General features: G+C 68.2%; 28 protein-coding genes. 12 read left to right on the plus strand and 16 right to left on the minus strand.

The features are described from left to right. Window positions 1-18 precede the first annotated feature (18 nt). From MRB58_RS22280 to MRB58_RS22305, 6 genes are all read right to left on the minus strand, one after another. A complete protein-coding gene (locus tag MRB58_RS22280) occupies window positions 19-1305 on the minus strand; it encodes a TRAP transporter large permease (RefSeq protein ID WP_244779302.1) in 1287 nt (428 codons plus the stop codon). Beyond that, on the minus strand, window positions 1305-1808 hold the full coding sequence (locus MRB58_RS22285; RefSeq protein WP_244779303.1) for a TRAP transporter small permease: 504 nt from the start codon (window positions 1806-1808) through the stop codon (window positions 1305-1307). The genes MRB58_RS22280 and MRB58_RS22285 overlap by 1 nt, the downstream gene beginning before the upstream one ends. A 92-nt stretch (window positions 1809-1900) precedes the next feature. Then, window positions 1901-2788, minus strand: coding sequence for an amidohydrolase (locus MRB58_RS22290; RefSeq protein WP_244779304.1), 888 nt, complete (start codon window positions 2786-2788; stop codon window positions 1901-1903). Between the two features lie 9 nt (window positions 2789-2797). Next, window positions 2798-4063, minus strand: a complete 1266-nt coding sequence (locus MRB58_RS22295; protein ID WP_244779305.1) for a TRAP transporter large permease — start codon at window positions 4061-4063, stop codon at window positions 2798-2800. 3 nt (window positions 4064-4066) lie between these two features. Next, the gene (locus MRB58_RS22300; RefSeq protein ID WP_244782081.1) at window positions 4067-4570 is read right to left on the minus strand and encodes a TRAP transporter small permease; all 504 of its coding nucleotides are present in this window, start codon (window positions 4568-4570) and stop codon (window positions 4067-4069) included. Beyond that, window positions 4570-5553, minus strand: coding sequence for a TRAP transporter substrate-binding protein (locus MRB58_RS22305; RefSeq protein ID WP_244779306.1), 984 nt, complete (start codon window positions 5551-5553; stop codon window positions 4570-4572). The genes MRB58_RS22300 and MRB58_RS22305 overlap by 1 nt, the downstream gene beginning before the upstream one ends. Before the next feature lie 255 nt (window positions 5554-5808). Between MRB58_RS22305 and MRB58_RS22310 the strand changes: the two genes are divergently transcribed. Then, the gene (locus MRB58_RS22310; RefSeq protein WP_244779307.1) at window positions 5809-6468 is read left to right on the plus strand and encodes a GntR family transcriptional regulator; all 660 of its coding nucleotides are present in this window, start codon (window positions 5809-5811) and stop codon (window positions 6466-6468) included. Between the two features lie 4 nt (window positions 6469-6472). Here the strand turns inward: MRB58_RS22310 and MRB58_RS22315 are convergent, their stop codons facing one another. Together MRB58_RS22315 and MRB58_RS22320 are read right to left on the minus strand one after the other, a co-directional pair. Next, window positions 6473-7030 (minus strand): NADPH-dependent FMN reductase, encoded by a 558-nt coding sequence (locus MRB58_RS22315; protein ID WP_244779308.1) that lies wholly within the window; start codon window positions 7028-7030, stop codon window positions 6473-6475. A gap of 82 nt (window positions 7031-7112) precedes the next feature. Then, window positions 7113-7271 (minus strand): hypothetical protein, encoded by a 159-nt coding sequence (locus tag MRB58_RS22320; RefSeq protein ID WP_244779309.1) that lies wholly within the window; start codon window positions 7269-7271, stop codon window positions 7113-7115. A gap of 92 nt (window positions 7272-7363) precedes the next feature. Between MRB58_RS22320 and MRB58_RS22325 the strand changes: the two genes are divergently transcribed. Then, on the plus strand, window positions 7364-7972 hold the full coding sequence (locus MRB58_RS22325; protein WP_244779310.1) for a HupE/UreJ family protein: 609 nt from the start codon (window positions 7364-7366) through the stop codon (window positions 7970-7972). Window positions 7973-8056: 84 nt separating this feature from the next. On the opposite strand, the gene parE is transcribed toward MRB58_RS22325, so the two are convergent. Then, on the minus strand, window positions 8057-10108 hold the full coding sequence (gene parE / locus MRB58_RS22330) for a DNA topoisomerase IV subunit B (protein ID WP_244779312.1): 2052 nt from the start codon (window positions 10106-10108) through the stop codon (window positions 8057-8059). Window positions 10109-10276: 168 nt separating this feature from the next. Next, window positions 10277-10921 carry a sterol desaturase family protein gene (locus tag MRB58_RS22335; RefSeq protein ID WP_244779314.1) on the minus strand — a complete coding sequence of 215 codons (645 nt, stop codon included), beginning with the start codon at window positions 10919-10921 and terminating at the stop codon, window positions 10277-10279. 294 nt (window positions 10922-11215) lie between these two features. Between MRB58_RS22335 and MRB58_RS22340 the strand changes: the two genes are divergently transcribed. Beyond that, window positions 11216-11752 (plus strand): thioredoxin family protein, encoded by a 537-nt coding sequence (locus tag MRB58_RS22340; RefSeq protein ID WP_244779315.1) that lies wholly within the window; start codon window positions 11216-11218, stop codon window positions 11750-11752. Window positions 11753-11755: 3 nt separating this feature from the next. Here the strand turns inward: MRB58_RS22340 and MRB58_RS22345 are convergent, their stop codons facing one another. Beyond that, window positions 11756-12376, minus strand: a complete 621-nt coding sequence (locus MRB58_RS22345; protein ID WP_244779316.1) for a sterol desaturase family protein — start codon at window positions 12374-12376, stop codon at window positions 11756-11758. 176 nt (window positions 12377-12552) lie between these two features. Between MRB58_RS22345 and ilvD the strand changes: the two genes are divergently transcribed. From ilvD to MRB58_RS22365, 4 genes are all read left to right on the plus strand, one after another. After that, window positions 12553-14277, plus strand: coding sequence for a dihydroxy-acid dehydratase (ilvD, locus tag MRB58_RS22350; RefSeq protein ID WP_244779317.1), 1725 nt, complete (start codon window positions 12553-12555; stop codon window positions 14275-14277). Between the two features lie 167 nt (window positions 14278-14444). Next, the gene (locus tag MRB58_RS22355) at window positions 14445-14675 is read left to right on the plus strand and encodes a hypothetical protein (RefSeq protein ID WP_244779318.1); all 231 of its coding nucleotides are present in this window, start codon (window positions 14445-14447) and stop codon (window positions 14673-14675) included. A gap of 36 nt (window positions 14676-14711) precedes the next feature. Further along, window positions 14712-15401, plus strand: a complete 690-nt coding sequence (locus MRB58_RS22360) for a haloacid dehalogenase type II (protein WP_244779319.1) — start codon at window positions 14712-14714, stop codon at window positions 15399-15401. Beyond that, window positions 15398-15679: a SelT/SelW/SelH family protein gene (locus MRB58_RS22365; protein ID WP_244779320.1), complete on the plus strand. Its 282-nt coding sequence runs from the start codon at window positions 15398-15400 to the stop codon at window positions 15677-15679. The genes MRB58_RS22360 and MRB58_RS22365 overlap by 4 nt, the downstream gene beginning before the upstream one ends. 4 nt (window positions 15680-15683) lie before the next feature. Here MRB58_RS22365 and MRB58_RS22370 read toward each other — a convergent pair whose 3' ends face one another. From MRB58_RS22370 to MRB58_RS22380, 3 genes are all read right to left on the minus strand, one after another. Next, window positions 15684-16625: a glycosyltransferase 61 family protein gene (locus MRB58_RS22370; protein WP_244779321.1), complete on the minus strand. Its 942-nt coding sequence runs from the start codon at window positions 16623-16625 to the stop codon at window positions 15684-15686. A gap of 113 nt (window positions 16626-16738) precedes the next feature. Beyond that, window positions 16739-17092, minus strand: coding sequence for a DUF1428 domain-containing protein (locus tag MRB58_RS22375; protein WP_244779322.1), 354 nt, complete (start codon window positions 17090-17092; stop codon window positions 16739-16741). A 12-nt stretch (window positions 17093-17104) separates the two neighbouring features. Next, window positions 17105-17536: a VOC family protein gene (locus MRB58_RS22380; RefSeq protein ID WP_244779323.1), complete on the minus strand. Its 432-nt coding sequence runs from the start codon at window positions 17534-17536 to the stop codon at window positions 17105-17107. 56 nt (window positions 17537-17592) lie between these two features. On the opposite strand from MRB58_RS22380, the gene MRB58_RS22385 reads away from it, so the two are divergent. After that, window positions 17593-18336: a helix-turn-helix domain-containing protein gene (locus MRB58_RS22385; RefSeq protein WP_244779324.1), complete on the plus strand. Its 744-nt coding sequence runs from the start codon at window positions 17593-17595 to the stop codon at window positions 18334-18336. A 35-nt stretch (window positions 18337-18371) separates the two neighbouring features. Next, window positions 18372-18494 (plus strand): hypothetical protein, encoded by a 123-nt coding sequence (locus MRB58_RS24865; RefSeq protein ID WP_256461693.1) that lies wholly within the window; start codon window positions 18372-18374, stop codon window positions 18492-18494. Window positions 18495-18673: 179 nt separating this feature from the next. On the opposite strand, the gene xth is transcribed toward MRB58_RS24865, so the two are convergent. Together xth and MRB58_RS22395 are read right to left on the minus strand one after the other, a co-directional pair. Further along, the gene (gene xth / locus MRB58_RS22390) at window positions 18674-19474 is read right to left on the minus strand and encodes an exodeoxyribonuclease III (protein WP_244779325.1); all 801 of its coding nucleotides are present in this window, start codon (window positions 19472-19474) and stop codon (window positions 18674-18676) included. A gap of 4 nt (window positions 19475-19478) precedes the next feature. Further along, entirely contained in the window at window positions 19479-19811 is a 333-nt protein-coding gene (locus tag MRB58_RS22395; protein WP_244779326.1) for an iron-sulfur cluster assembly accessory protein, read from the minus strand. Window positions 19812-19989: 178 nt separating this feature from the next. On the opposite strand from MRB58_RS22395, the gene MRB58_RS22400 reads away from it, so the two are divergent. From MRB58_RS22400 to argS, 3 genes are all read left to right on the plus strand, one after another. After that, on the plus strand, window positions 19990-21171 hold the full coding sequence (locus tag MRB58_RS22400) for a deoxyguanosinetriphosphate triphosphohydrolase (protein ID WP_244779327.1): 1182 nt from the start codon (window positions 19990-19992) through the stop codon (window positions 21169-21171). A 124-nt stretch (window positions 21172-21295) separates the two neighbouring features. After that, a complete protein-coding gene (locus MRB58_RS22405) occupies window positions 21296-21532 on the plus strand; it encodes a hypothetical protein (protein ID WP_244779328.1) in 237 nt (78 codons plus the stop codon). A 236-nt stretch (window positions 21533-21768) separates the two neighbouring features. Next, window positions 21769-23496 (plus strand): arginine--tRNA ligase, encoded by a 1728-nt coding sequence (gene argS, locus MRB58_RS22410; RefSeq protein WP_244779330.1) that lies wholly within the window; start codon window positions 21769-21771, stop codon window positions 23494-23496. The last annotated feature ends 31 nt before the right edge of the window (window positions 23497-23527 follow it).

Raw genomic sequence — 23527 nt, forward strand, 5'->3', positions numbered from 1 at the left:
GTTTGTTTTGGCGCATCGTTATTTTGCGAACCCGAAGATGTGCGGCACGAACGTGCTCACTCCGGGAACGAGAATCACGAGGAGCAGGACGACGATCTCCGCCAGCAGCAGCGGCAGGATCGCCTTGAACAGCCCCTCGAGGCGCAACCGCCCGACGGTTGCGATGACGAAGAGCACCGGCCCGACGGGCGGCGTGATCATACCGATCGTCAGATTGAGCACCAGCATCATGCCGAATTGCAGCGGGTCGATCCCGGCCGAGAAGGCGATCGGGCCGAGGATCGGCGTCAGGATGATGAGGGCGGGCAGCGTGTCGATGAAGAAGCCGCAGACGAGGGCGAAGGCGGCGAGGATGAAGAGGATGCCGAGCTTGTCCTCGGTGATCCCGGTGATGGCGCCGGCGAGCCCTTGCGGGATCTGCAGGTAGGTCAGCAGCCAGGCGAAGATGGAGGCCATGGCGACGATCAGGAACACCGAGGAGGTGGTGATCGCGGCGGCCGCGAACGCCTCGTAGAGCCGGCGCAGGGTGAAGCGGCGCAGCAGGAGGCCGAGTGCGAGCGCGTAGGCGGAGGCGACCGCGCCCGCCTCCGTGGGCGTGAAGATCCCGCCCAGGATGCCGCCGAGGATGATGATCGGCATCACAAGCGCCGGCATTGCCGCGAGGGTGGCGCCGCGCAGCTCGGCGAACGTCGCCCGGTGCTCGCGCCCGCGGTAGCCGTGCCGGACCGAGACGATGTGGTTGGCCGTGGCGAGCGCCGCTCCAAGGAGGAGACCGGGCACGATGCCGGCCAGGAAGAGCCCCGCGACCGTCACCTGCGGGGTCGAGATGGCGAAGATGACGGCGAGAATCGACGGCGGGATGATCGGCCCGATGGTCGCCGTCGCGGCCGACAGCGCGCCGGCGTAGTTCTTCTCGTATCCCGCCGCGCGCATCATCCGCATGACGATGGCCGAGGGGCCGGCCGCGTCCGCCAGCGCCGAGCCGGAGATCCCGGCGAACAGCATCGAGACGAGGACGTTGACGTGGCCGAGGCCGCCGCGCACGTGGCCGACGAGCGCGTTGGCGAAGCGCAGCAGTGCGTTGGTGAGCCCGCACGCCGTCATCAGCTCGGACGCCAGGATGAAGAACGGCACCGCCATCAGCGGGAAGCTGTCGATCCCGTTGAACATGCGCTGGGCGGCGACGATGGGGTTCAACGTGCCGTCCACCAGGATGGCGGTGATACCGGCGATGCCCATGGTGAAGGCGACCGGAACGCCCAGAAGCAGCGTGCCGAAGAAGAGGATGACGAGCGTCTGCGCCATCAGACCGGCCCGTCCGCTTCGGGGATGCCGGCGAGCTCGAACGTCTGGTCGACGAAGCGGCGGGCGAAGAAGGCGAGCTGCACCAGGAAGAGCGCACAACCCACGGGCACCGCCAGGTACGGGATCCCGCGCGAGATCCCGGTCGACATCGTCTCCTTGTTCCAGCCGAACAGGACGAATTCGATGCCGAGCCACACCATCACGCCCATGAAGACGAACATGACGAGGACGATGGCCCAGCGCACCACGCGCCCCAGCGGAGCCGGCAGCAGGTCGGGGAGGGCGGTGATCGCGACGAGCCGGCCTTCGCGCAGGGCGAGGCCCGCGCCGGAGAAGGCGGCGAGGATCATGATGTGGCGTGCCGCCTCCTCGCCCCACGCGAACGAGAAGCCGAAGCCGTAGCGGCCGACCACATTGATGAACACGATGGCGAAGACGATCGCCAACAAGGCCGCGACCAACACCCGGTTGATCGCGACGATCCACGCTTCCGCCCTTGCCACGCCGTTCCCTAGTTTATTGTTATTTGTATTATTGTGTACCGACGCTGACATCCGGCCCCGCCGCCGTCAACGCTCCGCGACGACGCAGCCCCTCAGAGGCGGTAGAGACGCACCGCATTGTCGTGCAGCACCGCCTTGCGGTCGGCGTCGCCGAGCGGGGCCACCGCATCGCGGGCGGACCGCACCAGCGCGCCGTAATCCGTCCACAGCTTCTCGATCGGGAAGTTGGAGCCCCACACGCAACGCTCCGCCCCGAAGATCGCGATCGTCTCGCGCGTGACGGTGGCGATATGGGCCGGATCGTTGCGGTGGATGAAGGTGCCGAGGCCGGAGAGCTTGGTCGCGACGTTGGGGAAGGCGGCGAGGCGCGCCATGCCGCGGCGCCAGCGCTCCACCGCCTCCGGCGCGTCGTCCTCCAGCATGCCGGCGTGCTCCAGCACGAAGGTGAGGTTCGGGAACGCGTCCACCAGATCCGCGGCGTCCTCCATCTGCGGCGCGAACACCTGCAACTCGAAGAGCCAACCGTGGTCTTTCAGGCGGGCGAGATTGTCGCGGAATTTGGGGCTCGCCATCTCGTTGGGGCCGGGGGCGAAGCGGTATTGCGGGTTCTCGTGCCAGTGGAGCTGCTGGCGCACGCCGCGCATCAGCGGGAACTCGGCCTGCGCGGCGAGCACATCGGCCGCATCGTCGGCGAAGAGGTTGCAGAAGCCGACGATGGCGTGCGGCCAGCCGGTGCGCTCCGCCGCCTCGGTGACGAATGCCACCTCTTCGACCGCGCGCTCCGGCGCCCAGTTGGTCTGCACGTAGACCGAGCCGGCGACCCCCGTCCCCTCGACGTCGCCGAGAAACTCCTCGATCGGGTAGTCGCGCTTGATCGGGTCGTAGGGGCCGAAGATGCGCGGTACGGTGGGGCCCTGGAGCCAGGGCTGGTCGGCTTGGCGCCAGATGTGGTGATGCGCGTCGATGATGGGGTCGAGCATGGCAGAGCCTCAGAGCAGGATCACGGAGAGGGCCGGCACCAGGATGAGGAGCACCAGGACCGCCGCCATCGCCAGCATGAACGGGATCACGCCGACGACGACGTCGCGCATCGTGGTGCCGGAAATGCCGGCGATGACGAAGAGGTTGAGCCCGATGGGCGGGGTGATCGCCGCGATCTCGATGTTGAGGACGAGGACGATGGCGAAGTGGATCGGGTCGATGCCGAGGGCGTGCACCGAGGGGAGCAGCATCGGCGTCACCACCGTGAGCAGCGTGAACCCGTCGAGGAAGCAGCCGAGCACCAGGAGCACCGCGGAGGTGACGAACAGGAAGCCGAGCGGGGAGAGGTGGAAGGCGTCGATCCCGGTGACGATGGCGGCGGGGATGCCGGCGAGCGTCGCCAGCATGCCGATGAAGAGCGCGCCGGAGAGGATGAAGAGGATCGCCCCGGTCGAGCGCGCGCTCTCGACGAAGATGCGCGGCAGGTCCTCGAGGCCGATGGTGCGGTAGACCACGAGCGCCACGAAGAGACCGTAGACGACCGAGATCGCCGCCGCTTCGGTGGGCGTGAAGAACCCGGCATAGATGCCGCCCAGCACGATCGCAGGCATCAGCAGCGCCGGCGCCGCCATGCGGAAGGTGCGCCACAGGACGCACAGCGAGAAGGGCTCGGTCGCCCGGCCGTAGCCGCGCTTGAGCGCGATGGTGAAGGCGACGATGCCGATGGCGGTCGCCGCGATCAGCCCCGGCACCACGCCGGCGATGAAGAGATCCTTGACCGACTGCTGCGCCATCTCGCCGTAGATCACGAACGTGACGCTGGGCGGGATGAGGATGCCGAGCGTGCCGCCCGCGCCGATGAGGCCGGCGGTGTAGCGCTTGGGGTAGCCGAGGCCCTCCATGGTCGGGATCATCACCCGCCCCAGCGCCGCGGCGGAGGCGACGGACGAGCCCGTCATCGCGCCGAAGATCGCCGTCGCGCCCGTGGCGCCGATGGAGGCGCCGCCCGGCACCTTGCCGACGATCGCCTGCATGAAGTCAAACAGGTATTTCGCGAATCCCGAGCGCAGCATGATGTTGCCGGCCAGGATGAAAAAGGGGATCGCGAGGAGGACGAAGCTGTCGAGCCCGGTGTAGATCGACTGGGCGATCTGCGTCGGCGAGGTGACGCCGGTGGTGAGGACGACGATGAGCCCCGTCAGCCACAGCGAGAAGCCGACCGGCACGCCCAGCAGCAGAAAGGCGAAGATCAGCCCCAGCAGGAGAAACGCCATCGCTCAGCCTTCCGCCACATGGACGGGCGCAGCCGGGCGCACACCCAGGAGCCGCAAGGCGAGGCGCAGGCTGATCATCCCGAACGCCACCGGCACGACGAGCTGCGCCACCCACACGTCGAACGGCAGGTTGGAGTGGGCGAAGGAGATGCCGAACATGCGCGTCTCCTCCACGTAGCCGATGCCGTACCACGTCGCCGCCAGCGCGAAGACGAGGCACAGCGCGTCGGCGACCCGCTCCAGCGCCGCGCGGGCGCGCGGGCCGAGGGCGCTGGGCACGATCTCGACGCTGACGTGGGCCCCGTCGCGCGTCAGGCCGATGGTGGCGACATAGACGAGCGCGATCAGCAACACGCGCGACAGCTCGTCCGTCCAAAGGTGCGAGCCGCCGAAGAACCCGCGTAAGGCGAGCTCCCAGGTGACGATGAAGAGCACCGCGAAGAGGATCAGCCCGGCGAGGGCGTCCTCCACAAAGCGCAGCACCCTGTCGGCGGCTCGCAGCAGCATCACTGCTGGTAGCTCTTCAGCGCGTCGATCAGCTCCTCGCCGATCTGGCCGGCGAACTGGTCCCACACCGGCTGCGCGGCCTTCGACCACGCCTCGATCTCCTCCGGCGTCTGGACGTGGACGTCCACGCCCAGGCCGCGCAGGTCCTCGAGCGCCTGGTTGGCGGCCTCTTCGGCGGCGACGCGGTTCTTCTCGGCGACCTCGACGGCGGCGGTCTGGATGATCTCCTGCAGCTCGGGATCGAGGCTCGCCCACCACTTGGCGTTCACCATCCAGGGGTAGAACGCGATGTAGTAGGGCGCGTAGTTCACGTTGCGGATGTCTTCCTGCCAGTCATAGATCGTGTAGCTGTCGGTCGGCACGTTCAGCGCGTCGATCAGACCTTGCTGGATGGCGGGCGAGATCTCGACGAAGTTGATCGAGACCGGCGTCGCCCCGAAGAGCTTCAGCATCTCCAGGTTGACCTTGCCCAGGCCGCGGAACTTCAGCCCGGCGAAGTCCTCCGGCTTGCGCAGCGGCGTCGCGCGGGTGCCGGGGACGAGATAGTCGAACGGCAGCACCGCGATCAGCTTGGCGCCCTTCGCCTCCGCCTCGGCGTAGGCCTTGGTGAAGAAGCCGTCGTCGATCGCGTTGTAGAAGGATTCGCGCGTCGGGAACGCGTAGGGCAGCTCGGAAACGGCGGACTTGGGCGCCAGAGCCGACCAGTAGGCCGAGATGAGGGTCGTCATCTCCGCGTCGCCGCGCAGCACCGCCTGGAGAAGGTCGAGGCCCTTGTAGAGGCTGCCGCTCGGATAGAGCGTCACCTCGATGCGCCCGTCCGAGCGCTCCTCGACGAGCTTCTTGAACTCCTGGTTGGCGCGGCCGGGGGTGATGTCGAGCGCATATTCGACGGGGAAGCGGATGGTCACGTCGGCGGCGGTCGCGGCGCCGGCGAGGCAGCACATGGCGGCCGCGACCGACGCGCGGGCGAGCGTCTTCAGCATGCGGGTCTCCTTGGGGATTGGGTGGGGGCGTCGACCGGGCGGGCGGCGGCGTGCCGATTCGGGCGCGCTGGGCACGAGCCCCGCTCACCGCGCCTCGGCCGCGATCCGGCGGATCGCGCCATGTCCCTGATATTGAACCGACCCATGCGGGTCCTCCCGATGATGCCTCTGGCGGGCATTGACAGCGAGAGTGGACCCGATTTTCGTATATCGTCAAGAGTTTCGAAAATTTAGGATCATGCATTGCCGCCACCCATGAGCCGGAGCGAACACGCCTTTCAGACGCTGCGCGAGGCGATCCTCGGCGGCCGGTTCGAGCCGGGCGCCCCGTTGAAGTACAGCGAGTTGCAGGAGCTGTGCGGCGTCAGCGTCTCGCCGGTGCGCGAGGCGATGACGCGGCTGGTGGCGGCGGGCCTGGTGGAAGGGGAGCACAATCGCGGCTACCGCGCGGCCTCGCTCAGCCTCGCCGAGCTCGACGACCTGGTGCGCACCCGCGTCGAGATCGAGAGCTTGGCGCTGACACGGGCGATCGCGTTCGGGGACGCGCATTGGGAGGCGGCGGCGGTCTCCGGCCTCCACGTGATCGAGGTGCTGCCGCGGCGCCAGGCGGACGACCCGAGCCTCCACAACGAGGAGTGGGAAGTGCATCACATCGCCTTCCACCGCGCGCTGATCGCGGCGTGTACGTCGCCGCTCCTCCTCCAGTTCAGCCACATGCTGTCGGACCGGGCGGACCGCTATCGCCGCTTCTCGCTCACCCTGGAGGCGCCCGACCGCGACGTCGCCGCCGAGCACCGCGCCATCCTCGACGCAACGCTGGCGCGCGACGGCGCGAAGGCCTGCCGCCTGCTGGCCGAGCACTATCGGAACACCGCCCGCTACGTGCGCGAGGCGCTGGCGGCGAACGAGGCCTGAGGCGTCAGGGCGCGGCGTTCCGCTCGATCCAGGCGGCGAAGGCGGCCATGATCTTGGTCAGGAACTCGCCGGTGGCCTCCGTCGCGACGTTGCCGGCATCGTCGAACAGCTTGCCCAGGCCGCCGATATAGGCCTCCGGCTGCTGCATCGTCGGCACGTTGAGGAAGACGAGCGACTGGCGCAGGTGGTGGTTGGCGCCGAAGCCGCCGACGGCGCCCGGCGAGCCGGTGACGATCGCCCCCGGCTTGCCGTTCCACACGCTCGCCCCCATCGGCCGCGAGCCGACGTCGAGGGCGTTCTTCAGCGCCGCCGGCACCGAGCGATTGTACTCGGGCGTGACGAAGAGCAGCGCATCGGCGCTCGCGATCTGTCGGCGGAAGGCGGTCCACGCGGCGGGCGGGCCGGCGTCCTCCAGGTCGGGATCGTAGAGCGGCATGTCGCCCAGCTCGACGACCTGGAAGGTCAGCTCCGGCGCGGCGCGGGCCATCAGCGCCTCGGCGAGCTTGCGGTTGAGCGATGCCTTGCGCAGGCTTCCGATCAGGACGGCGACGGTGCGGGCCATGGGCTTCTCCAGCAGGTTGCGGCGCCTGATCGGGCGCCAACTCGGCGCCATTGTCGAGAGGGGGCGGCGCGAATCAGCCGCGCTACGCGTCGGGGACGTCGAGGTCGACGTCGAGGTCGATCTCGCGCGCGGAGGCGACGAGCTCCACCCCGCACGTCCGGATCATGCGTTCCTGGCGGTTGGCGACGTTGACGGTGCTGCCGAGCGCGGTGAGCGTGCGCGTACCGCCATAGCCCATCATGCCGACGATCGCCGGGCACGGGCGCGGCTCTTTATCCCTCGGGCGGTTGGGCGCTAGTGTCCGTGGACCGACATCTTGCTCCGGAGCTGCCCATGACCTTCCGCTTGCCGCGTGCGCCCGGCGCGACGCTGATCCTGGCGACGACCGCGCTCGCCCTCGCCGTGGCGCCCGCCGCCGCCCATGAAGCGACGGGGACGGTGGGCGGCCTCGCGTCCGGCTTCATGCATCCCATCCTGGGCTGGGACCACGTGGCGGCGATGGTCGCGGTTGGTCTCCTCGGCGCGGTTCTGGGGGCGCCGGCGATCTACCTCCTGCCGATCGTCTTCCCGCTGGTGATGGCGGGCGGCGGCGCGCTGGGGGTCATGGGGGTGCCGCTGCCGGGCGTGGAGGTCGGCATTGCGGCCTCGGCGCTGGTGCTGGGTCTGATGGTGGCGGCGGGGCGGCCGATCCCGCTGTGGGTGGCGGCCGTGGTCGTCGCCGTCTTCGCGGTCTTCCACGGCCATGCGCACGGCACGGAGCTGCCGGTGGCGGCGGACGCGATGGCCTATGGCGTCGGCTTCGTGATCGGCACCGGGTTGTTGCACCTCGTCGGCATCGTGGTGGGCCTGGCGTGGAAGTGGAACGTCGGCCAGATGCTGGTCCGGGCGGCGGGCGGCATGATCGCCGTCGCCGGCCTCGCCTTTCTCACCGGCGCCGCCTGAGCGACGGGGTCGGGCGGCCGCACGCGCCGCCCGACCGGCCCGCCGTACCGACGACGCCCGCGCCGTGCCCGGCCGGACGCGGGATCAGATATCCAGCGTGTCGGCGGAGGCGAAGGCGGCGTGCTCCTGGATGAAGGCAAAGCGCGCCTCGGGCTTGTTGCCCATCAGCCGATCGACGGTGGAGCGGGTCTCCTCGCCCTCGGAGGCGATCTCGACACGCAGGAGGGTGCGGCTCGACGGGTCCATCGTCGTCTCCTTGAGCTGCGCCGGCATCATCTCGCCGAGGCCTTTGAAGCGGCCGATCTCCATCTTCTGGTTCGGCTTGAACTCCGTCTTGAGGAGCCGCTCGCGGTGCGCGTCGTCGCGGGCGTAGAGGGTCTTGGCCCCTTGCGTCAGCTTATAGAGCGGCGGCACGGCGAGGTAGAGGTGGCCCGAATCGATCAGGCCCCGCATCTCGCGGTAGAAGAAGGTGATCAGCAGCGAGGCGATGTGCGCGCCGTCCACGTCCGCGTCGGTCATGACGATGACGCGCTCGTAGCGCAGCTTGTCCACCGTGAATTCCTTGCCGGTGCCGCAGCCGAGCGCCAGCACGAGGTCGGCGAGCTGCTGGTTGGCCATCACCTTGTCGCGCCCGGCGTTGGCGACGTTGAGGATCTTGCCCCGCAGCGGCAGGACGGCCTGCGTGGCGCGCTGGCGCGCCTGCTTGGCCGAGCCGCCGGCCGAATCGCCCTCGACGATGAAGATCTCGGTGCCCGCGGCCTTCTGCTGCGTACAGTCGGCGAGCTTGCCGGGCAGGCGCGTGCGGCGGGTGGCGGACCGACGCGCGACGTCCTTCTCGGCGCGTCGGCGCAGGCGCTCGTCCGCCTTCTCGACGACAGCGTCCATCACGAAGCCGGCACGCTGCGGGTCCTTGGCGAGCCACTCCTCGAACGCCTCGCGCAGGGCGTTCTCGACCTGGCGCGTCGCTTCGGTGGTGGAGAGCTTGTCCTTGGTCTGGCCGACGAACTCCGGCTCGCGCACGAAGACCGACAGCATGGCCGCGATCGAGGCCATCACGTCGTCGCCGGTGACGGAGGGGATCTTCTTGTTGCCGACGCGTTCGCCGTGTGACTTCAACCCCTTCAACAGCGCGGACTTGAGGCCGTTCTCGTGGGTGCCGCCCTCGGGGGTCGGGATGGTGTTGCAGTAGGAGCGGGAGAACTCGTCGACCGAGACGAAGCCGATCGCCCACTCCACCGAGCCCTTGCGTCCGGCCTGCCCGGCCGAGCCCGAGAACAGCTCGTCGAGCACCTTGGGGCGGCCCTTCAGCTCGTCCGCCAGATAGTCGGCGAGGCCGCCGGGGAAGTGGAACTTGGCTTCGGCCGGCGGAGCGTTGGTGCCGGTGAGGAGCTCCGGGTCGCAGTGCCAGCGCAGCTCGACGTTGGCGAAGAGGTAGGCCTTGGCCCGCGTCATCGCGAAAAGCCGCGCGGGCGAGAACTTCAGGTCCTTGAAGATCTGCGGGTCCGGGTGGAACGAGGTCGCCGTGCCGCGCCGGTTGGGCGCCGCGCCGACTTCCTGCAACGGTCCGTCCGAGACCCCGCGCGAGAACGACTGGCGGTAGAGCTTCTTGCCGCGCGCGACCTCGACGACGAGCCGGTCCGACAGCGCGTTGACGACGGACACGCCGACACCATGCAGGCCGCCCGACGCCTCGTAGGCCTTGGAGTCGAACTTGCCGCCCGCATGCAGCGTGGTCATGATGACCTCGAGCGCGGACTTGTCCGGGAAGCGGGGATGCGGCTCGACCGGGATGCCGCGGCCGTTGTCGGTGACGGTCAGCATGTCCTTGCCGACGCGCACCTCGATCCAGGTGGCGTGCCCGGCGACGGCCTCGTCCATCGAATTGTCGAGCACTTCGGCGAAGAGGTGGTGGAGGGCGCGTTCGTCCGTGCCGCCGATGTACATGCCGGGGCGACGGCGGACCGGCTCCAGCCCTTCCAGGACCTCGATGTCGGCGGCGGAGTAGCCGGCATCCTCGGCGGCCAGCGTCGCCGCCTTGCCGGCCTTGGCCTTCGGCTTGTGGGGCGTCTCGTCGGCCGGCGGGCTCTGGCGCTCGGGCTTGGCGTCGCCGCCGCCGCCGAAAAGATCGTGGTCCATCCTCTCCCCCTTGTCGCCCGAACGGTATCGCAGCCGATCGCACGTTGCGATGGCAGTGGGCCGGTTCACCCCAGAAACCTGGGTGGTTTGCGCCGTCGTCGGCGCAGGGCCGTCGCGCCGCCGCGCCCCGGCGGCCGGCCAGGGCCCGGGTCGGTACGCCCGCCGCGTTCAGTCCTTCGCGGCGGCGGCCTTCTCGCGGCGGGAGACCTGATCGTAGGTGGTGCCGAGGATGCGGTCCCAGAAGGTCCAGAAGAGGCCGAAGTTGGCGTTCTCGCCACGGTAGTGGTGCAGCATGTGGTGGCGCTTCACCACGGCGAGAAAACCGCTGTTCATCGGCATGTGATGGGTGCCGAAGTGGATCAGCTCCTGGGCGATATAATTCATCGACCCGGCGACGACGGAGGCCAGCCACGCCGCCTTCAGCGGCTCGGGGAGGACGAAGACCACGGCCGCGAGCAGCGAGGAGAGGATCACCACCGGCGCCTGGACGGCGTTGATGGCGGCCTTGTAGTCCGACGGCTCGCGGTGATGGCGCATGTGGTGGCGCCCGACGTCGGCCGTGATGAAACGGATGACCTTGTTGTCCGGCTCCCAGTGATACAGGAAGCGGTGCATCAGATATTCGACCAGGCTGTAGACGAAGATGCCGTAGAGCGCGCCGAGCGCCAGCTCCACCGGCCCGTCCGCATACCACACGGCGCACGCGCCGATGACGAGCCAGAACGGCACCCACAACCGGACCAGCTTGCGCGTCGTCTTGTAGCGTAGAAGGTCGAGCAGGGTCTTGGTCCGTGGCGCCGTGGGCCGACGCACGCCACGATCATCGGTTACCACCGGAGCATCGGTCATGGGCATTCCTTACGCATGGGCACTGGCGATAGAGATAGGCACAGGCGATATATAGGGGGTCCGGGCGGCCGGAGTATCGCGGACATGGCGCCCCGATTGCAATGGGTTCGCGGCAATTCGTGTCCGCCCCCGCGGGGAGCGGGGCTGGAGCGTGGACGGCGGGCTCGCGCGCGCCGCGGCGAGCTTGCCAGGAGCGCGCGCCGGGAGTTGGCTGGTGAGACCCCGCCGCTCCCCTGCGCGCCGCCCCGAGAACCGACCATGCCGGACGAACGCCTGCACCGCACCGCCCCCGACTTCTCCCTCCCGGCGACCGACGGGGCCACCGTTTCGCTGAACGACGTGCGCGGCGAGAAGGGGACCGTCGTCGCCTTCATCTGCAACCACTGCCCATACGTCGTGTCGGCGGCGCGGCGCATGGTGGCGGACGCGCAGACGCTGGCCGGCCACGGCGTCGGCTTCGTGGCGATCTGCGCCAACGACGCGGTGCGCTACCCGGCCGATTCGTTCGAGCGGATGAAGGTCTTCGCCCAGACGCACGACTTCACCTTCCCCTACCTCCACGACGAGGCGCAGGCCGTGGCACGCGCCTACGGGGCGACGGTCACGCCGGATTTCTTCGGCCTGAACGCCGACGGGATCATCAAGTATCGCGGCCGGATGGACGCCGGCCAGACCAGCGCCCCGCCCGCCAGTGCGCCGCGCGAGCTGGTCGAGGCGATGGTGACCATCGCCGCGACCGGCGAGGGGCCCGGCGGGCAGAAGCCCCCGATCGGCTGCTCGATCAAGTGGAAGTAGCGCTCAGCGGGCCGGGCGCACCGGGCCCTTGTACTCGGTGCCGAAGAGCTTGTCCCACAGCGGCAGCACGGTCGCGAAGTTGGCGGTCTCGTCGCGGTAGTGGTGCAGCATGTGGTGGCGCTTGTAGTAGCCGAGCACCGGCCCGTTCATCGGCAAATGATGCACGGCGAAGTGGATGAGATCGTTGGAGACGTAGGCCGCCCCGGTGCCGCACAGGAAGGCGAAGGACACCGCGTAGGGGATCGGCAGGAAGAGGGCGATCACTGCCGAGACCACCGTGACCACGAAGGCTGGCTTCTGCTGGTTCACCGCGCCCTTGGGATGGGCCGGCTCCTTGTGATGATCGAGGTGCATGCGGCTGAGGTCGAAGGTCAGCCGGCGCACCCACGCCTCGTAGGGGCCGTTGTGGAAATGCCAGCGGTGCAGCGCATAGTCGAGGAAGGAATAATAGAGCGCGCCGACGAGGACGCTGATCAGCGGGGTCCAGACCGAGGCGGCGCTGAACACGGCGATGCCGAGAAACAGCAGCAGCGTCGGGGTCCAGACCTTGATGATCTTGCGGATGAGCCGGTTGTCCAGCGCATCGCGCAGGGACATCGTGCGGGGGCTTTCAGCGAGCGCCATGCCTCTGGCCTTGAGCGAATGTCGATGAATAGCGGCAGGTTAAGCACGGGAGGGCGCAAAGTCCACCTCGACCTATTCTAAGGTCTCTTGCCAGACGCGGCGCGGCGTCCTAGCGGATGGGGCTTGTGGATACCGCCGGAGACAGCCGGCCACCAACAACTGCGGAGAACGCAACAATGACCGCGCGCACCATCATCAAGGACCGGTTGCCCTCTCGATACGTGACCGAGGGTCCCTCGCGCGCGCCTAACCGCTCCTACCTCTATGCGATGGGCCTCTCCAAGGAGGAGATCCACCAGCCGTTCGTCGGCGTCGCATCCTGCTGGAACGAGGCCGCGCCCTGCAACATCTCGCTGATGCGCCAGGCGCAGTCGGTGAAAAAAGGCGTCGCCGCCGCCAGAGGCACGCCGCGCGAATTCTGCACCATCACCGTGACCGACGGCATCGCCATGGGCCACGAAGGCATGAAGTCCTCGCTCGCCTCGCGCGAAGTGATCGCCGATTCGGTCGAGCTGACGATGCGTGGCCACTGCTACGACGCGCTCGTCGGCCTCGCCGGCTGCGACAAGTCGCTGCCGGGGATGATGATGTCGATGGTGCGGCTCAACGTGCCGTCGATCTTCATCTACGGCGGGACGATCCTGCCGGGCAATTTCCGCGGCCAGCAGGTCACCGTGCAGGACCTCTTCGAGGCGGTCGGCAAGCACTCGGTCGGCGACATGTCGGACGAGGACCTCGACGAGCTGGAGCAGGTCGCCTGTCCGTCCGCCGGTGCCTGCGGCGCGCAGTTCACCGCCAACACCATGGCGACCGTGTCGGAGGCGATCGGCCTCGCGCTGCCGTACTCGGCCGGCGCGCCCGCCCCGTACGAGATCCGCGACAAGTTCTGCTACGCCGCCGGCGAGGCGGTGATGGAGCTGATCGCCAAGAACATCCGCCCGCGCGACATCGTCACCCGCAAGGCGCTCGAGAATGCGGCCGTCGTCGTCGCGGCGTCCGGCGGGTCGACCAACGCGGCGCTACACCTGCCGGCGATCGCGCACGAGTGCGGCATCGAATTCGACCTGCACGACGTCGCCGAGGTCTTCCGTCGCACGCCCTACATCGCCGACCTGAAGCCGGGCGGTAAGTACGTCGCCAAGGACATGTTCGAGGCCGGCGGCATCCCGCTCCTGATGAAGACGCTCCTGGAGCACGGCTACCTGCACGGCGACTGCATCACCGTCACCGGCCGCACCATCGCCGAGAACATGGAAAAGGTGCGCTGGAACCCGGACCAGGACGTGGTCTACCCCGCCAACAAGCCGATCACGCGGACCGGCGGCGTCGTCGGCCTCAAGGGCAACCTCGCTCCCGAGGGCGCGATCGTGAAGGTGGCGGGCCTGAAGAACCAGAAGTTCACCGGTCCGGCCCGCTGCTTCGACGGCGAGGAGGCCTGCTTCGAGGCCGTCTCCAAGCGCACCTACGAGGAAGGCGACGTGCTGGTGATCCGCTACGAGGGCCCCAAGGGCGGCCCCGGCATGCGCGAGATGCTGGCCACCACCGCCGCGCTCTACGGTCAGGGCATGGGCGACAAGGTGGCCCTCATCACCGACGGGCGCTTCTCCGGCGCGACGCGCGGCTTCTGCATCGGCCACGTCGGTCCCGAGGCGGCGGTCGGCGGTCCGATCGGCCTGATCAACGACGGTGACATGATCACCATCGACGCCGTCGCCGGCACGATGACCGTGGACCTGTCGGACGAGGAACTGGCCAAGCGCCGCGAGGCATGGCAGCCGCGGGAGAACGACTTCAAGTCGGGCGTCCTGTGGAAGTACCAGCAGACGGTCGGCCCCGCCGAGAAGGGCGCCGTGACGCACCCCGGCGGCCAGGCCGAAGTGCGTTCCTACGCCGACGTCTGAGCGGCACTCCAGTGCCGATCGGCCCCGCGTCGTGTCGTCGCGGGGCCTGGCCCGGCACGGCGCGCGGCGGCTCGTCGCGGCCCGTGCCCGGCGCGGCGCACATGGCGATGGGTTGAGAAAGGGCGCGGCTCCGATAGGATCCCCTTATCCGACAAAGGAGCCCACCTATGCGACCCATCGTACTGGCAGCGGCGTTTGGACTTCTCGCTTTGCCGGCCGCCGCCCAATCCACCACCGACCAGGCGGCGCAACCCGCCGCGACCGCGGCCCCCGCAACCACCACGGCCGCGACCGAGCCGGGCACCGCGACGCCCACCCCGCGCGCCAACATGACCCGTACGCGGGCCGAGAAGAGCGGCTCCGGCTGCTCCTACTCGATGGCCGCGCCCGTCTCCTGATCCCGACAGGGCGACGGAACGACAACTGGAGCGAATGTGCCGACCGCGCTGATCTTTGACGTTTTCGGCACCGTGGCCGACTGGCGCGGATCCATCGCGCGGGGCCTCGCCCCGTGGATCGCGCAGGTCGACGACCGCCTCGCGTTCGCCGACGCATGGCGCGCGCGCTACCAACCGTCGATGGAGATGGTGCGAAGCGGGCAGCGCCCGTTCGTCCCCCTCGACACGCTGCACCGGGAAAACCTCGACGCCGTGATCGAGGCGACGGGGGCGACGATCCCCGAGGCCGACCGCGACCGGGTGAACCTCCTGTGGCACCGGCTCGACGGCTGGCCCGACAGCGCGGCCGGCCTCGCGCGCCTGGGCGAGCGCTTCATCCTCGCCCCGCACTCGAACGGCAACGTGCGGCTGATGCTGGACATGGCCCGCCACAACGGCTGGCGCTGGGACGCGATCCTGGGCGCGGAGACGACCGGCTACTACAAGCCGCGCCCGGAGAGCTACCGCGGTGCCGCCGCGATCCTGATGCTGCCGCCCGGCGACGTGATGATGGTCGCCGCCCACAACAGCGACCTCGCCGCCGCGCGCGCCTGCGGCCTCGCCACCGCCTTCATCCCGCGCCCCACCGAGCACGGCCCCGGCCAGACCATCGACCTCGAGCCGAGCGAGGACTGGGACGTGGTCGCCGAGGACCTCTCCGATCTCGCCGCGAAGCTCGGCGCATGAGCGGGGCCGGGCCGCGGGTCGTCATCACCTACTGCACGCAGTGCAACTGGCTGCTGCGGTCGGGCTGGATGGCGCAGGAGCTCCTGTCGACCTTCGGCACCGACCTCGACGCCGTGTCGCTGGTGCCGGGCACCGGCGGCGTGTTCGAGATCACCGTCGACGGCACGGTGATCTGGGAGCGCAAGCGCGACGGCGGCTTCCCGGACGTCAAGTCGTTGAAGCAGCGCGTGCGCGATCTGGCCTTCGCCGACCGCGACCTCGGCCATCTCGACCGCTGACCGTTCATCCCAATCGCTCCAATACCACCTCGGGGTCAGCGAGATTGTAGAAGCGCCCCTCGGGTAAATGAATATCTTCGAAGTCGAGGAATATCTCTTTCTGATTTAGCGACTTTGTTTTTGCGATAGTTTTGAATATCTCGATCTGAGGTGTCCTGGGGCAGAATATCGTAATTTCTGCATTGACTTCTTTTATCAATGCGATGTTGTGAAAGGCCGATCCGATGAGTCCGGCGATGTGCGATGCGGACTCTAGAAGCTCGAGCTGGTCGGCTATCGAGTGCTGTTCGGGGCGATAAATCAGCCAGCCCCGCTTTCGCAGAACCTTCTCGGTTTCGATCAAGCTGGAGAATGTATTCGTCTTGGTCGGCAGCGCGCTTCGAGAAAGCCACACCTTCGGCCCACGCCGGCGCCGCCACCGTGCCGGCGCTTGGTACTGCCCTAAGAAGTCCGCATACTGTTCATGAAACTTGTGCCGAATAATGCAGCCTGGCTCTGGGACATGGAGAGTATCGACGCGAGTAGGTCCCCGCGCCTTTATGAATTTATTGTCGATGCGGAGCACATCGAGGATGCCCTTCTGGTAAGGGAGGAGCGCTGGTAGCCTACTCCAGATCACGGGTAGGTCCGGCCTCTGCTTTGCATACCAGAGATGGGCGCAGGCCTCTAATATATAGTGCCCGAAATGAGACGTCGTGTAGCCGCCGAAAATATACTTCCCGTCAATTCGCCTTATTGATGCATTACCTAGTTCTATAGGAGGCGGTTTCACCAAGCGTTGATTGGAGCGAATGAGAGCCGCGTCCAGTATATCTTCATTGTCTCTTGTGACTGCCCCTCCGGTTTGCTGTCCCAATTTCCCCCTGAGTGGCGGTTGATTTTTGCCGCCTGGGCGTTGGAACGGGAAAGCGATCGCATCAGGATAGGTGCTGATGGATAAACTCATTCCAGCGCTTCCTGTTGCTAGCAAAGCGCGCCTGTAGAGCGCGCAGCTCTCGAGCCGGCCGCAGCGCCGACCGGCTCGGCAGGCCGGCGCTGCGGCCGGCACGAAACGGGCGATCAGACGTTCAGGATCTGATCGAACCCGCCGTAGATCATGCGCTTGCCGTCGAACGGCATCGGCGCACGGTCGGGGGCCATGCGCGGGTCCTGCATGACCGACTGCCAGCCGGTGTCGCGCGTCGCCTTGTCGGGCCAGGTGACCCAGGCGAACACGACCGCCTCGTCCTCCTTCCGCTTCACCGCGAGCGGGAAGGACGTCACCTCGCCGTCCGGCACGTCGTTCTGCCAGCACTCGACGACCTGGAGGGCGCCGTATTCCTTGAAGACCGCGGCCGCCTCCCGGGCGTGCTCGAGGTAGGCTTCGCGGTTGGCCGTCGGCACCGCGGCGACAAATCCATCGACGAACGTCATATCCGTTATCCCTTACGCGACCGCCGGCTCGCCCGACGCCGCCGCTTTGAAGCCTGCCGGATCCATCCACATCACTTCCCAGATGTGACCGTCCGGATCCTCGAACGACCGGCCGTACATGAAGCCGAACTCCTGGGTCGGCGTCGGGTCGGGCGCGCCGCCGGCACCGGCCGCCCGGGTCACCATCGCGTCCACCGCGGCGCGACTGTCGCAGGAGAGGCACAGAAGCGTCTCCACCGTGTCGCGGCCGGCGATGGGGCGGGTCGTGAATTCTGAAAACTTTTCGTGTGTCAGCAGCATGACGTGGATCGCGTCGCTGAACGTCATGCCGATCGCCGTTCCCTCCTCGCAGAACATGTTCCGCGTGGCGCCGATCGCCTCGTAGAAGGCGATGGCGCGGTTGAGGTCGGTCACGGGCAGGTTGATGAAGATCATTTGTATCATTGCCCACCTCCCTTGGGATTTGGCGAACATCGCAGAGTGAGTTATCTTTTGCAACTATGGAGTCAGAAAAAATAACTGAACGAGAGTCCGAGACCACCGACCCGATCGGCTGGAGCTACAACGACGCGTGCGGCGCGGCGCACGCGCTCGACCTGGTGGGCGAGCGGTGGACGCTGCTGGCGATGCGCGAACTGATGATGGGGCCGAAGCGTTTCACCGACCTTCGCGCCAGCCTGCCGGGGATCAGCGCCAACGTGTTGACGCAGCGGCTGACCAAGTTGGAGGCGGTGGGCGTGGTGGAGCGGGTGACGCTGCCGCCGCCGGCGGGCCGGGCCTATCAGTTGACGCCCTGGGGCTACGAAGCGCGGCCGATCTTCATGGTGCTGGGTCGCTGGGGTGCGCGCTCGCCGCGCCACGACCCGACGCTGCCGCTCACCGCCAACTCGATCCTGATGTCGTTCGAGACGATGCTGGACGCGGAGCGCGCCGCCGGGGTCGCGCTCGCGATCGGCCTGACGATCGGAGGCGAGAGCTTCCGCGTCGCGGTGGCGCAGGGGGCCTTGCGCGTGGAGCGGGACGGTCCGGGGCCGGTCGCGGCCGGGATCGTCACCCCGGCCGCGCCGCCGCTCGCGGGTTGGGTCTACGGCGGGGTGCCGCTGGAGACGCTGGAGGCGGACGGCGTGATGCGGGTGACGGGCGATCGTGGCGTGTTGGCCACGTTCCGCACGCTCTTCGTCCTGCCGGCTAAAGCGGGGCTTGAGGACTGCGCGAACGGGGGTTGCGACAGGCGCGAATCATGACAACATCGCCCTCGTGTACAACACAGCGAAAGGAGGTGATCCATGTCGAGTGGGATTCTGAAGCGGGCGGCAACGTCTGGATCGAATCGGTGGACGACGGAGCAGCCTTCTTCGTTCCGCTGACCGATCGGGCTGCGCCGGACGTATTCGTCCGCTGAAGCTCACGGGGGGTCGCGAAAGCGACCCCTTTTTTTGTTCCTGCCTCGCGACACACGGGTCCAGATCTTGGCCGATCCGATCACCGTCCTGGACGTGACGATCGCGGACTGAGCCGCGTCGAACCGTCACCCCGCCCGGCGCGCCGCGGTAAGGGTGGGATCGCCGGGCGGGGCGGGTGTCACACGTCCAGCGTCACCATCACCGGCACGTGGTCGGAGGGCTTCGACCAGCCGCGGGTGTGCTTTTCCACCGTCACGCCCTCAAGCCGGTCGGCGGCGAAGGGGGAGAGCATGATGTGGTCGATGCGGATCCCGTTGTTCTTCTGCCAGGCGCCGGCCTGATAGTCCCAGAAGGTGTAGATGCCGTCCGACCGGTCGACCGCGCGCTGCGCGTCCAGGTAGCCGAGGTTGACGAGAGCGCGGTGCCTGGATCGGCTCTCGGGCTGGAACAGCGCATCCTCGACCCAGCGGTCCGGATGGCGGGCGTCGTGGGGCTCGGGGATGACGTTGTAGTCGCCGGCCAGCACGATCGGCTCGTCGTTGGCGAGGAGCGCTTCGGCGTGGGTCAGCATCCGGTCCATCCAGCCGAGTTTGTAGCCGAACTTGCCGCTCGGCTCGGGGCTGCGCTCGACCGGGTTGCCGTTGGGCAGGTAGAGGCTGACCACCCGGACCGCGCCGGTGTCGGTCGAGACGGTCGCCTCGATCCAGCGGGAGTGCTCGTCGGCCTCGTCGCCGGGGAGGCGGCGGGTGACGTCCTCCAGCGGGCGCTTGGAGAGGAGCGCCACGCCGTTGAACCCCTTCTGCCCGTGCGTCGCGACGTTGTAGCCCAGCCGCTCGATCGCTTCGCCGGGGAACGTCTCGTCCTGACTCTTGATCTCCTGCAGGCACACGACGTCCGGCGCGCACTCCTCCAGCCAGCGCGTCAGACTGTCGATCCGGGCCTTGACGCCGTTGATGTTCCAGGTCGCGACGGTCAGCATCGGGTCAGAACAGCGAGAACGAGGTGCCGCACCCGCAGGACGATTCGGCGTTGGGGTTCTTGATCTGGAAGGACTGACCCATGAGGTCGTCCACGAAGTCGAGCTGGGCGCCGGCGAGGAAGGGCAGGGACACGGGGTCGACGACGACGGTCGCGGCGTCGCCCTCGATGACGAGGTCCTCGCCCTCGGGCCCCTCCACCAGATCGTATCTGTACTGGAAGCCCGAGCAGCCGCCCCCCTCGACCGAGACGCGCAGCGCCTTGGCCGGCTCGGTCGAAAGGATCTTGGCGACGCGCGTCAGGGCGCGGGGCGTGACGGAAAAGGAAGCGTCGGTCATGCGCATCCTCCAAATGCTATGAACCTCCTCAATATAGTGTCGATGGCGCCGGCGAAACATGGTCGGCGCGAAATGCCCGGATGGGTGGTCTCGCCGGGCGTGTTAAGGGGGCGGAAGCGGGAAAGGTGCACCGTCCTCGCCGTGATTCGGTGACGACGGACTTCTCCAAGGAGGCAACATGCAGAACGTGCGACCCTCGCCGCGCCTGCTGGCGCCCTATGCGACGCAGCCGACGGCGAGCCGCGGCCGGCGCATCGCCGAGCCTTCGTCCGCCACCCGCACCGCCTTCCAGCGCGACCGCGACCGGATCGTCCACTCGTCCGCCTTCCGCAGGCTGACGCACAAGACGCAGGTCTTCATCTCCACCGACGGCGACCACTTCCGCACCCGGCTGACGCACTCGCTGGAGGTGGCGCAGATCGCTTCGTCCATCGCCCGCGTCCTGTCGCTGGACGAGGATCTGACCGAGGCTCTGGCGCTGTCGCACGATTTCGGCCACACCCCCTTCGGCCACGAGGGGGAGGACGTGCTCGACCGCCTGATGGCCGCCCACGGCGGGTTCGATCACAACGTCCAGGCCTATCGCATCGTCACCAGCCTGGAGCGCCGCTACGCGCACTATGACGGGCTGAACCTGACCTACGAGACGCTGGAAGGGCTGGTGAAGCACAACGGCCCGCCCGAGCCGGACGCGCTCCTCTTCCTGACCGACCCGCAGTGCGCCGACCTCGATCTGACCTCCCAGGCCGGCCTGGAGGCGCAGACCGCGGCGATCTCCGACGACATCGCCTACAACGCCCACGACATCGACGACGGACTGCGCTCCGGCCTCCTCAGCTTCGAGGCGCTGACCGAGGTGCCGCTGATCGCCGCCATCCTCGAAGAGGTGGACGCGGAGGCGCCGGGGATCGAGCCGATGCGCCGCACGCACGAGATCGTGCGCCGCCTGCTGACCCGGATGATCGAGGACGTGATCGGCGAGACGGTGCGGCGGATCGCGCGGGCGGGGATCGCCTCGGCGGCGGACGTGGCGGCGCAGGCGGGGCCGATGGTGGCCTTTTCCGAGACGATGGCGGCGTCGGAAAAAGCGCTGAAACGGCTGCTGTTCGCCAACCTCTACCGCCATCCGGACGTGCTGGAGGTCCGCCAGAAGGCGGCGCGGGTGGTGGAGGAACTGTTCGAGGCCTATGCCGGCGACGCGGCGCTGCTTCCCGCGTCCTGGCGCGATCCGGCCGATGGCGAGGCTCGCCGACTGCGCCGCACGTGCGACTATATCGCCGGCATGACGGACCGCTTCGCGCTGATCGAGCATCGCCGGCTGATCGGCGGTACGCCGGACCTCGCGACCCCGGTCCACTGACCCCGACCGGGGGGGCCACGCCCGGCCAAGCCCCCCGTCCGGCCACAAGCTGCAATCGAGGATGCGGAGGTAGTCCTGCCGCCGGGTCTGCCGCAGAGTGCGGGGCCATCTGGAGGGTCACACGATGTTCAAGTCGTTGTTCAAGTCCTTCGCCGGGCACAAGGATGCGCACGAGCTTCCGCAGCCGGCCAAGGCCAAGGCGGTCGGGATCGAGGACTTGCTCGCCGGCGAGGGGCAGGGCGACCGGATCCCGCTCGGCGCGATCCACGCCCAGTTCGACACGATGGGCCAGAACCGGGCCAGCAAGAACCAGCGCACGTCGACGGTGGTGAAGGTCATGCGCGTCCCCAACCAGGGCTGACGCAAGCGGGAGAGGCGGGACACGACGCGCAGGCGCCGATGGCAGGCGCCGGCGACGCCCGCGGTCGGGCGGCCCGGCCGTGCGCATTGCCTGCGCCGAGGGGTTGCGTTCGGGCCGCGTTGCGGCGAGTTGAGGGCGCGAAAGCGCGCCGCGGACGTCTCCGTGGCTACGATGAGCCTCGCACCGCCGGAACGAAGGCGCTATGAGGCCCGCGAACAACCTCACGTCGGACCGTCATGCACCTCTTTGAAGAGCTCAAATCTCGCGTCATCGCCATCGTGGAGGCGGAAGGCTTGCGCGAAGGGCTCGACCGGATCGCCATCGAGACCCCGCGCGACCCTTCGCACGGCGACCTTTCCACCAACGCCGCGATGGTGCTGGCCAAGGCGGCCAAGCGCAATCCGCGCCAGCTGGGCGAGCTGATCGCCGAGAAGCTGGGCGCCGACCCGCTGGTGGCTGAGACGAGCGTCGCGGGGCCGGGTTTCGTCAACATCCGCATCTCCGACCAGGCGGCCTCGGCGGTCATCCTCTCCGCGCTCGACGGCGAGCGGTTCACCGGGCTCGCCCGCACGCCCGCCCCGCAGCGGGTCAACGTGGAGTACGTCTCGGCCAATCCGACCGGGCCGCTCCATGTCGGCCACGCGCGCGGCGCGGTGGTGGGCGACGCGCTCGCCTCGATCCTGGCTCTGCGCGGGCACGAGGTGACGCGCGAGTACTACATCAACGACGCCGGGGCGCAGGTCGACGTTCTCGCCCGCTCGGCGTACCTGCGCTACCGCGAAGCGCTGGGCGAGACGGTGGAGATCCCGGCCGGCCTCTATCCGGGCGACTATCTGGTCCCGGTCGGGGAGGCGCTGGCGGCCGCCCACGGCGACCGGCTGGCCACGATGGACGAGGCCGAGTGGCTGCCGATCGTGCGCGAGGCGGCGATCGCGGCGATGATGGCGACCGTGCGCGAGGATCTCGCCGTGCTCGACATTCGGCACGATCTGTTCTTCTCCGAGCGCAGCCTGCAGACGCCGGACGACATCGTCGCCGAGACGGTGGCGAAGCTGGAGCGGGACGGGCTCATCTACGAGGGCGTGCTGCCGCGGCCGAAGGGCGCGGCGGAAGACTGGGAGGACCGCGAGCAGACGCTGTTCCGCTCCACCCGATATGGCGACGACGTGGACCGGGCGCTCAAGAAGTCGGACGGCAGCTACACCTATTTCGCCTCCGACATCGCCTACCACGCCGACAAGATCGACCGCGGCTACGACCGCCTGATCGACGTCCTGGGCGCCGACCATGGCGGCTATGTGCGGCGGATGACGGCGGCGGTGGCCGCGCTCAGCCACGGCCGCGTGACGCTCGACTGCCTCTTGTGCCAGCTGGTGAAGCTCTACCGGGCGGGCGAGCCGGTGAAGATGTCCAAGCGGTCGGGCGATTTCGTGACGTTGCGCGACGTGGTCGACGAAGTCGGCGCGGATGCGGTGCGGTTCATGATGCTGTATCGCAAATCGGACGCGCCGCTCGACTTCGACTTTGTCAAAGTCACAGAACAGAGTCGCGATAATCCTGTCTTTTACGTGCAATACGCACACGCGCGGTGCGCCTCGGCCAAGCGCCAGGCCGTTGAAGCGTTTGACGAATCGGTCGTGGAGGATTTGTCCGGCGTAGACCTTTCTGCCCTGAACGATTCGGGTGAGCGCACAATTGCGATACTATTGGCGCAGTGGCCGCAGCTATTGGCGACGGCAGCGGACGCTGCCGAGCCGCATCGCGTGGCATTCTACCTCAATGACCTAGCCTCGGCCTTGCATGCGCAGTGGAACAGGGGCAAGGATATGCCGACGCTACGGTTCGTTAACACGGAGTCGAGAGAGTTGACCCGGGCAAGGCTCGCCCTGGTCGAAGCGGTTCGCTCTGCACTTGCACAGGGCCTTGCCGCACTCGGTGTGAGCGCGCCGGTCGAAATGCGGTAGCCGTCCCGTCAGGGGACCCTGCGGATCCCCA

The organism is Acuticoccus sp. I52.16.1, assembly GCF_022865125.1.
GTDB lineage: Bacteria > Pseudomonadota > Alphaproteobacteria > Rhizobiales > Amorphaceae > Acuticoccus.